Annotated in this window: 7 protein-coding genes; 5 read left to right on the forward strand and 2 right to left on the reverse strand. The window is 46.1% G+C overall.

From position 1 onward, the window contains the following. Nucleotides 1–74 precede the first annotated feature (74 nt). The gene (locus QZ076_RS16635; protein ID WP_293714904.1) at nucleotides 75–578 is read left to right on the forward strand and encodes a hypothetical protein; all 504 of its coding nucleotides are present in this window, start codon (nucleotides 75–77) and stop codon (nucleotides 576–578) included. A gap of 322 nt (nucleotides 579–900) precedes the next feature. On the opposite strand, the gene QZ076_RS16640 is transcribed toward QZ076_RS16635, so the two are convergent. Both QZ076_RS16640 and QZ076_RS16645 read right to left on the reverse strand, forming a co-directional pair. Continuing rightward, entirely contained in the window at nucleotides 901–2,358 is a 1,458-nt protein-coding gene (locus QZ076_RS16640; RefSeq protein WP_293714906.1) for a SusD/RagB family nutrient-binding outer membrane lipoprotein, read from the reverse strand. A gap of 14 nt (nucleotides 2,359–2,372) precedes the next feature. Further along, nucleotides 2,373–5,573 (reverse strand): SusC/RagA family TonB-linked outer membrane protein, encoded by a 3,201-nt coding sequence (locus QZ076_RS16645; protein ID WP_293714907.1) that lies wholly within the window; start codon nucleotides 5,571–5,573, stop codon nucleotides 2,373–2,375. An 833-nt stretch (nucleotides 5,574–6,406) separates the two neighbouring features. Here QZ076_RS16645 and QZ076_RS16650 point away from each other — a divergent pair. The 4 genes from QZ076_RS16650 to QZ076_RS16665 all read left to right on the forward strand — a co-directional run. Further along, entirely contained in the window at nucleotides 6,407–6,883 is a 477-nt protein-coding gene (locus tag QZ076_RS16650; RefSeq protein WP_293714909.1) for a hypothetical protein, read from the forward strand. A gap of 380 nt (nucleotides 6,884–7,263) precedes the next feature. After that, nucleotides 7,264–7,569, forward strand: a complete 306-nt coding sequence (locus QZ076_RS16655; protein ID WP_293714911.1) for a hypothetical protein — start codon at nucleotides 7,264–7,266, stop codon at nucleotides 7,567–7,569. Beyond that, nucleotides 7,518–8,540 carry a DnaB-like helicase C-terminal domain-containing protein gene (locus tag QZ076_RS16660; RefSeq protein ID WP_293714913.1) on the forward strand — a complete coding sequence of 341 codons (1,023 nt, stop codon included), beginning with the start codon at nucleotides 7,518–7,520 and terminating at the stop codon, nucleotides 8,538–8,540. The genes QZ076_RS16655 and QZ076_RS16660 overlap by 52 nt, the downstream gene beginning before the upstream one ends. Then, the coding region (locus tag QZ076_RS16665; RefSeq protein ID WP_293714914.1) for a CHC2 zinc finger domain-containing protein at nucleotides 8,537–9,508 on the forward strand (972 nt) is incomplete at its 3' end. The genes QZ076_RS16660 and QZ076_RS16665, both read left to right, overlap by 4 nt.

A 9,508-nucleotide genomic window follows, 5' to 3' on the forward strand; every position in this document is an offset into this window, starting at 1 on the left:
TTTATCACATACTTTATTTTTTATATCTTCAGCGTTGTTTCAACTTCATTTATTAACCTTAAAAATCAAACGTCATGAGAAAGAAAATCACCTTTATTTTGTTATTGTCTTTTGCATTTTTGCAAATAAACGCCCAAGGTAATGCACCGTCAAGTATATCAAGCTTTGGCTGTAGTGAAGATGGTTTAACCATCACATCAGGAGAAGGAAGTTATGCGGTTGATACAAATGGACCAAGGGTAATAAACATAAATGGTCCTCAAAGACCAGAAGTAGGAGAAGAAGTTTTTTATGAGGCAGTATTAGATTTTAGTGTACCAGGAGTAACATATAATTGGACTGTACCTTCTTCGGCAACAATAATTTATAATCTTGGCTCCAGGATTTTGGTAAAGTTTGCACAATATGGTGTTTTTTGGATAAGATGTAGTGCTGGAAATGCGGATGGTACCACAACTCTAGAATATGCTAAAAAAGTAGAGGTTATGCGTCCTATACCTCTTCAATATAGTATTTCATCAGAATCAAACTCAGGTATGGTTACTATTAACAAAACGGTTCAACAAGTCAGTGAATAGCCTGTTTTAATATCTGTTCATTAAAGAGATTGTCTGATAATTTTAATAAGTTTACCCCTGCTACAACCTGTAACAGGGGTAAATTTCATTTTTTTAGGTCTCATTGGATAACCTCTTTTAGTTTTGGCTCACTCCGACATCTTGGATATACAAACTTGCAATGCAGGTTAAAACCTGATGCAGTCTGTCTTGTACAAACCAGGACGAACATCCCTGTCCATCCTGGTCTTAAAAAGATGTGTCTTGTTTAGGTTCTCTCTGGTTTTGGCTTTAATATTTAATCTTAGCTTGTTGATATTAATAAATAAAAAAGTGTCATTTATCAATTAACTCCCGTGCGGGTATCCCACCACATCTGTTTGCCCCAGAAATCATCTTTGATTTCCGCTTTAAAGGGTTCCACGTTAGCACCGTTCAAACTCGATTCATTGATCGGATACGGATACCTGAAAGGCGGAGTATTATGCCCTATATAATGGGAGCCCGGTGCATGATAATTGGTAACAGGCACACCTGTGCGGCGGTACAACGACCACCCTTCCATACCTTGCTTGAACAATGCGATCCATTCCTGTTCGTAGATCTGCTCCAACGTATCGTTGAATTTAGCCTTACCTTCAAGATAAGCCGTAGCATCTTCAATCTCGTTTTCCAGCAACGATAACGTCACTCCTTTTTCATAGGCATCCTTGGCAGAAATACCGACCGACCATCCCAATTTGGCCGCTTCTGCCAGATGGAAATAAACTTCTGCCGAACGGTAATACGGGGTAAAACCTTTATATTCGTCACGGAAACGAGCTCCGATACGCGAGAAAAGGCTCAGGTCCGGTTCTACTGAAGCAGCACCGATCACACCTCCACGGAATTCACCGTCCGAAGCCGGATGGGCATAGGCCGGCAAACGCGGATCATCCAACGATTTCATCAGATTTACCAATACGTCGCTAACGGCATGGTCGTCACGTGTACGACTATCATTTGCCCAAGGCTCGATATAAGGCGTTTCACCCGGCCATACAAAGAATGCATTATCCTTATTATCCTCCATGACCGGATATTTTGCAGGATTTCCCATAATCTGCTCGACAGTCGATTTAGCCAATCCGGCATCGACTCCGGAAATACGCATGGCCAAACGCAAACGCATCGAATTGCAATACTTCTGCCATTTCTGTACATCCCCGCCAAACAATATATCACCATCCCCCAACGGATCGGAAGCACCCGAAGCAAACCCGTCCGCAGCCGTAGCCAGCATCTCCAGCAGAGCCGGATAAATATCTTCCTGCTTGTCATAACGCGGCAATAAAATACCTTCGTCCATACGTGCGGCTTCCGAATAAGGTATATCCCGCCACGTATCGGTAGCGATCGACACCAACATCGCTTCCCAAACTTTAGCAGCACTTTCCATATTGACCAAACCATCCTCTACCGCACGTCTGCGGATATCTTTCACGTTATTGAGGGTCAGGTACACATAGTACCATTTATTCTCCACCACCCCAGTTCGAAATTCGTACCGCGACTCGTCGATATACTGTATTTTGGTCAGATGCCCACCGTAAGTACTGGGTTCGTTCATATCGTTCCACGGATCGAACAAGGTTGTCGAAGCATAACGAATAACGTATGCCAGCTGATTCGTTATCGGAGCTTCATTGGTTCTGTCAGGGTCGGTATTCACTCTTTCAAATGAATCCGTACAACCAACTATTCCCATCAGGAAAGTTACCCCGGCTGTGATTATCGAAAGTTTCAATTTATATCTTTTCATACTCTTCTGATTTTTTAAAATGTAAGACCAACTTTAATACCCATACTGCGTGAAGGCATATAAGAGCCCGACTCAAGACCCACTCCGTTGTTATCGCTTCGTGTGCTCGATTCCGGATCGATATGCGCTTTGTTTGAAGAATGCAACCAGAGGATCGCCAGGTTGTTGCCGATTAGCGATACGTTTGCACCTTTGATATAGCGTGTCTTTTTCATCAGTTCTTTCGGGAAGGTATAAGTCAGATGCACTTCGCGCAACTTGAGATAAGATCCTTCGAACACATTTAACTGACGATTACTCAAGTAGTAAGAGTAAAAGAAAGACTTTGCATCCGTTGTCAGATCATTCGGTGTACCGTCTTCTTTCACGAAGGTACCCATATCGGCCAGTACATCCTTTCCGACAACGATTGGTTTTTCACGAACATCCCCTTCAGCCGTATAGTCGAGAAGCCCGGTATAGCTACCCCACATCTGACTCACGGAGAAAACATCGCCACCTTTACGGAAATCGAGCAAGAAGCCAAATGTCAGGTCTTTCCAACGCAGTTCGCTACGGAAACCTGCCAGCCAGTCGGGCGACACGCTACCAATCTTCATACTTTCCGTCTTCGGCAGACCGTTCGCACCAACAATATATTCACCCTTCTCATTCTTAATCATACCTGTTCCGTAGAGAGAGCCCCACGATTCACCCGGTTTGGCATACAGATAGGTACTCCATTCGGAACCGATCGTATATTGTGTAAGCGACTGTCCTGTTACCGGATCAGTATACAGTTCTTCAATCTTGCTCTTATCTTTCGACCAGTTCACCGTCAATGTCCAATCCCAATCCTTTTCGCGGATCACAGTCCCGGTCAGTTGCAATTCCCAACCTTTGTTTCTCAACTTTCCTGCATTGATCAACATACTGTTATAACCGGTCGCCTTAGAGGTAGCAACCTCCATGATCTGGTCGGTCGTGATCTTATGATAATAAGCCAGATCGATTCCCAGACGATGATCGAAGAAATTGGCTTCGATACCGGCTTCACCTGTTTTCACCGACTCGGGACGCAAACCGGACGGTGGGAAAACCGACGGCAACACAAACTGCGAATTACCGAAAATGCGATCGGACACCGCACCATAGTACTTACCCAACCGGTAAGCAGAAGTAGCCGAACCGACTTTCGCCCATCCACCTCTGATCTTCAAGAAGTTCAGAATATCCGACTGTAACCCTTCGAAGGTAGCAGTAGGTATCCAGCTTGCACTGAAAGAGGGATAGAAGAACGGATCTTCAATCGTCGAACTCCAGTCGTTACGCACACTTATGTCTAAATAAAGCATGCTCTTGTAGCCAAACGATCCCGAGGCATAGATACTGTTTGAACGGATATGTGAATGATCCTGTTCGGTAATAGGGCTACCTTTCACATTCCCCATAGTAAACAAGCCCGGTACGGTAAGCATGTTACCTCCGATCGCTTCTCTTTCCCAATTCACATTCCGGTAGTTCGCACCAGCCAGCAAATTGATGGAGAAGTCGGCAATATTTTTATTGAAATAAGCAATGAAGTCAGCATTCAACTCCGTCTGCTTCTGGTTATACTGGCGGAACCATCCGTCTGGATAGGCCGTATTGTAAACATAATGCTGGTTAGCCTGCGTATCATAATAATCATATCCCAGGCGACCTTCAAATTTCAGGAATTCAAACGGTTTATAAAATAAGGAGGTCTTTCCGAACAAGCGGTTACGCTGGTATTTGTTCAGATTTTTATTCACCGTATAATAAGGGTTCTGATGATAGTCCGGATTCCATGAATAAGGCTTTCCGGTAACAGGATCGGTCTTATCCCAGTTTTCTTTCAAATCTTTCATATCTACCTGGCGTCCGAACCATTGCATAAGAGACTGCATCGGATTCCCTTCGTTATACCCTCCCTGGGGAAGATTATCGCTTTCGGTTCGTGTATAGTTAAGAGAGAGGTCATAATCGATATATTTGTTGACTTTCAGCTGTGTATTCAACTGGGCCGAATAACGCTTCTGGTCGGTATTAGGAATCGTACCGGTCTGGTCACGATAACCGAGTGAAGCACGTGTCGACGCTTTTTCCGTCTGGCTGAGAAATGAAAGATTATGGTTCATTGAAGTTCCCAGTTGCAAGAAATCCTTGATATTATTAGGCTGCGATACCCATGGAGTAGCTTGGCGCACACCGTCGACGATCGGACTGTTCACCTGCGGTAACATCAGGCCCACATCCAAACGTGGCCCCCAGCTTTCGTCGGCACCGCCGTTCACACCACCATAAGCAAAACCGTATTGGGTGGCAAAGTCCTGATAAGATCCCGCAAAGCCATTTGCCTGACGCAGCGAATAGTCGTATTCGCTACCTTCGTAACCCTGTCCGTATTTATTCTGCATCTTCGGCAGGTTATACATCTGGTCTACGGCGAAATGCCCGTCATAGCGTATTTCAATGCCTTTATCCTTCATCTTACCCGATTTGGTAGTGATCAGGATTACCCCATTACCGGCACGCATACCGTAAAGGGCGGCCGATCCTCCTTTCAAAACAGAGATAGACTCGATATCCTCCGGATTGATATCCTGCAAACCGCTACCATAATCCACCGCCTGATCCGTACGGTACTGGTCGTTGGCAATAGGCACACCGTCCACAACGATCAACGGCTCATTACTTCCGAGCGAAGAGTTACCGCGGATAACGATACGTTGCGAAGCACCTACCTGTCCGCCGGCAGAAGTAATCTGCACACCGGCCACTTTACCTGCCAACGAGCTTGCCACATTCAACTGCCCGGCTTTAGTCAGTTCATCGGCTTTCACTTCCTGCAAAGCATAGCCGAGCGATTTCTTTTCACGTGTCAGACCAAGTGCTGTAACCACCACTTCATCCAGATCTGTCACATCCGCCTGAAGTACAACTATAACCTGCGGCTTTACAGCCACTTCCTGCATAGTCATACCAACATAAGAGATTTGCAAAATCTTGTTTTTCTCAGGAACATCCAAGGAGAATTTTCCGTCCAGATCGGTAATAGTTCCGATATTCGTTCCTTTCACCAGAATGGTTGCACCGATAATCGGTTCGCCGTCGTCGCCCGAAGTAACCGTTCCGGTCACCTTCATTGTCTGGGCCATTACCATGCTTAGACTTGCAAAGAAGAATAGCAAGGTCATTGTAAATCGCTTCTTCATAGACACACTTGTTTAAATTCGGATTAACTAGATATTTATGCTGTTTCAATTTAGTAGACATAGTCTTAGAAGAACTATGACACTTTTTTAATATATGATAATATATACACTAAAATCATTGATTATCATAATCTTAATATGTGTATATATAGCTATAATTAAAAATAGGGTATAAACTAAGTATCATTTAATTGAAATATGATCCGGAATTTGATACTTAGTGTATCGGTAAATTAGCTTTTCCTCTCTTGGAATAACTAATAAAATCATTTTACCGAGAGATTAATATTTTATATAACAATGCAAATATAAGTAAAAATTATGAATTAAACAAGTCTTATAGGAAATAATTTGATATTATTATCGATTGAGTGATAGCATTCCATCACATTTTTCTTGTACTATAATATGTAATGAAACTTTTCTTCTAGGTGTAAATATATATTAAATGCCCTTCATTGCTAAGATCTCTTCTTCCTAAATGGACATAGTTCTTCTAAGACTACCCCCCTTTTCTCCTCCCTTTTTTAAACGCCAAATCTTCTCTTCCAACAGCATTTTCGTACTTCATTTTTTTATTGCGGATAATAAAAATAAATTATATTTGCAACGGACATTCCGTTCCTCAAAGTCTCCTCTCCGCAAATAATAAGCAACAATATATGGTATTCATTTCGACAGCATAGTAGTGTTGTGTCCTCATCACTTTAGTGACAAATCGGTGACACAATAGTAATAAACAGGCTTATAGCATGCCAAAACAGGTATTCGAAGTTTTGTCGAAAAAATAACAAATACATACCAAACACCTCTCCCATCAATTTTACAAAATCATGAACAACGCAAAAACGGTAAACTTTTTTGATGAAAACAAGGTATCATTTAAAGCCTACAAACAATACCTGAAACATCAAACTGACAGAAAAAAGGTACTTAACGAGACTGCCAGCTATCTATTAAACCTTAAACATCCTGAAAAGAGGATGTTAGCCTTTAAAAATAATTTTTTCGAGACTTTTGCCCGCGAACTGGCTGACAATTCCGGGTGCAGTGAGGTTCTACCCGATCATCTGCGCATACAAACCAAGGACTGGGAACAATTCCTGATCGAAATAATGAACGCCGCACGCTTATCGGGCTACCTGGGCAAGATGACGATCAAACGACTTGCCCGCATATTGGTCTGCATCCTCGATACTAATTACGACCAGGCGGGAATGATCAACCGGCTCAAAAATAAAAATCCGCAGTATGAGGAGATTTATAAGCAGATCAAAGATTTGTCATCGCATATCGAAAAAAATATCTAGTATTTAATCAGGGAGAGGTGTTTTTTTCATTTTTTTGGTAACGACAGTTACCTGTTTTTGGGTATATAGACCATTTTTCAAGCAATACAGCTCTTATTATCAACGCCTTGACTCCCCAAAATACGGTTATACGGATTCCTGCCCCCTGTTGTATGTTTGTAAACGAAAAGCGAAAGCTCCTTTATGTCTTTATAAAGAAATAAGTCTTATTATATTAAGAGAGCGTCCGTGAGATCGTCCGAAGATCGTCCGAAGTCCTTTCCGAAAGGCTCGTAACGAACAGAAAGACCTATACTTACAAACAATTTTTATCGTCCGAAGATCGTCCGTGAGATCGTCCGTGAAAAGAAACAGCATGTATAACCTATAAAAACATCGACATGAAACAGTCTAAACTTAAATCACTTAAGCTACTTTCAAAAGGTTTTATGAAAGTACCGAACTACATTCTGGAAGATATCTATTCAGACAATGCAGTCAGACGCTTACGCGGCAAATTATTTCTTTGCTTGCTCTACCATGCCTATTTCGCCGACGGAATAATCAGGGTAAGCAGGCTCTGCATCCCCTGCCAACGGGGCGAATGGGTGACCACCTACCGGACGATCGAAGAGAAAACAGGCATTGCACGCAGTTGTGTCAAATCATTCATACCCTCAGGGCGCACGACCCGGCCGTCGACGTAGTGTCGCTCCTGGGCGGTATCCACAAAGGGGTACAGAAGCTGGAAGACTTTTTCGCCGTGAGCAGCACCACCCGCAGGGCAGGCGACGTGAGCCGGCAGGTACTGGAACAAATCTATGGCGAACAACAGGCCCGTGCCGCCGGCGAAGAGCAACAGGTGACGACAGGTATCGACGAGTTCGACCGTTGCCTGGGCGGACTTTTCAAAGGCGAACTATTGGTGCTGGCCGGACGTCCTTCGATGGGAAAAACGGCACTGGCCCTGCACATGGCCTTGTCGGCGGCACGAAAAGGGAAGCGGATCTGTTTCTTCAGCCTCGAGATGACCGAACGGCAGCTGATAAGCCGCCTGCTTTGTACGATGAGTGGCGTGGAGCCGGACAAACTGCGTTTCAAACAACTGAATGCCGACGAACGGGCCCGGCTCGACACGGCCAGCGAAGAACTCGACCGCCTGCCTTTGTTTCTGAACTATTGCAGCGGGTGCAACTTCGAAGAGATACGTGCCAAGACCATGGCGCTTCACCGCCGGCTGGCTCTCGACCTTATCATCATCGACTACCTGAACCTGATACAGATAAACCCTGCCGGCCGGGGCGAAGTGAAAGACACGATGGATCTGGCACTGGGCGACGTGTGCCGGCGCATCAAGAACCTGGTGATGGAGGCCGGTGTGGCGGGCGTACTGCTGGCACAGCTCAACCGCAATTGCGAAGCGCGCACCGACCATGTCCCGGTGATGAGCGACCTGCGCAACTCGGGCGAGATCGAACAGATCGCCGACAGCATCGCTTTCGTGTACCGCCCGGAGCATTACCGCGAATATTACGACCCGAAGACCCGAGAAGACCTGCATGGTGTCGGCCAACTCTTCGTCGCCAAGAACCGCAACGGGGCCACCGGCGAAATCCGCTTCCGCTACAATAATTGCCTGACACAGATTTATCCTTACAAAAAGAACAATTTACCATGAATATCGAACAATTGAAAGCCGCCAACCCGATCGAACGGGTGGCCGCACGTTATGGAAGCCTTCAGAAGGCAGGTGTTAATTACAAGATGCTGTGTCCGTTTCACGACGATCATCATCCGTCGCTGATGCTGCATGTGGGCAAACAGTTTTTCAAATGCCATGCCTGCGGGGCGGGAGGCGATGTGATCACGCTCGTGATGGGGCTGGAACACTGCTCGTTTGCCGATGCAGTGAAGAAGCTGGGGGGAGACAAATGCCATCGTGATACGATAAACAACTGTGAGACAAAGAGTAACCCTTCCCCTCCCGAGAGGGGGCAGGGGGTGTGTCAGAGCCATCCCGAAAAGCTATCCGAAGAACAGCAGACTTTCCTCCGCTCCCTCCTTCCCTTCGCTTCCGGCCACAGCGAACTGTCGCCCACCTGGCTCGACTTCGGTGTCGGCCTCGCCCCGGCCTTCGTTCCCGACGCTTTCCGTGCCATGCGGGGGCGTATCATCTTCCCGATCCACGACGAGACAGGGTTGTTGACAGGTTTCGGAGCACGGCGAAGGGACGGCAACGCCCCAGCCCCTGCTTCCGACTCCCCGAAATACATCAACTCCGCCAACAATGCCCTTTTCGACAAGAGCCGCACGCTCTACGGTATCCACCGTGCCGCCGAGGCGATCCGCAAAGCCGGTTTCGTCTTTCTGGTGGAAGGTTACAAAGATGTGCTGGCCATGCACGCCGCCGGTTACTGCAACACGGTAGGCCTCTGCGGCACGGCACTGACCGACGGGCAGGCAGAGATACTCGCCCGCCAGACCTCCTGCTTGTATCTCCTGCTGGACGGTGACCTCCCCGGACGCAACGCCGCCGCGAAGATTGTCCGCGAACGCAAAGGCCGTTTCACTGTCCGACCCTTCCTGATCCCGACCGCCGAAGATCCCGACGAGCTTTTCCGCCGCTTGGGAAAAACAGATTTCCGC

This window comes from uncultured Parabacteroides sp., assembly GCF_905196875.1.
Taxonomy (GTDB): Bacteria; Bacteroidota; Bacteroidia; order Bacteroidales; family Tannerellaceae; genus Parabacteroides.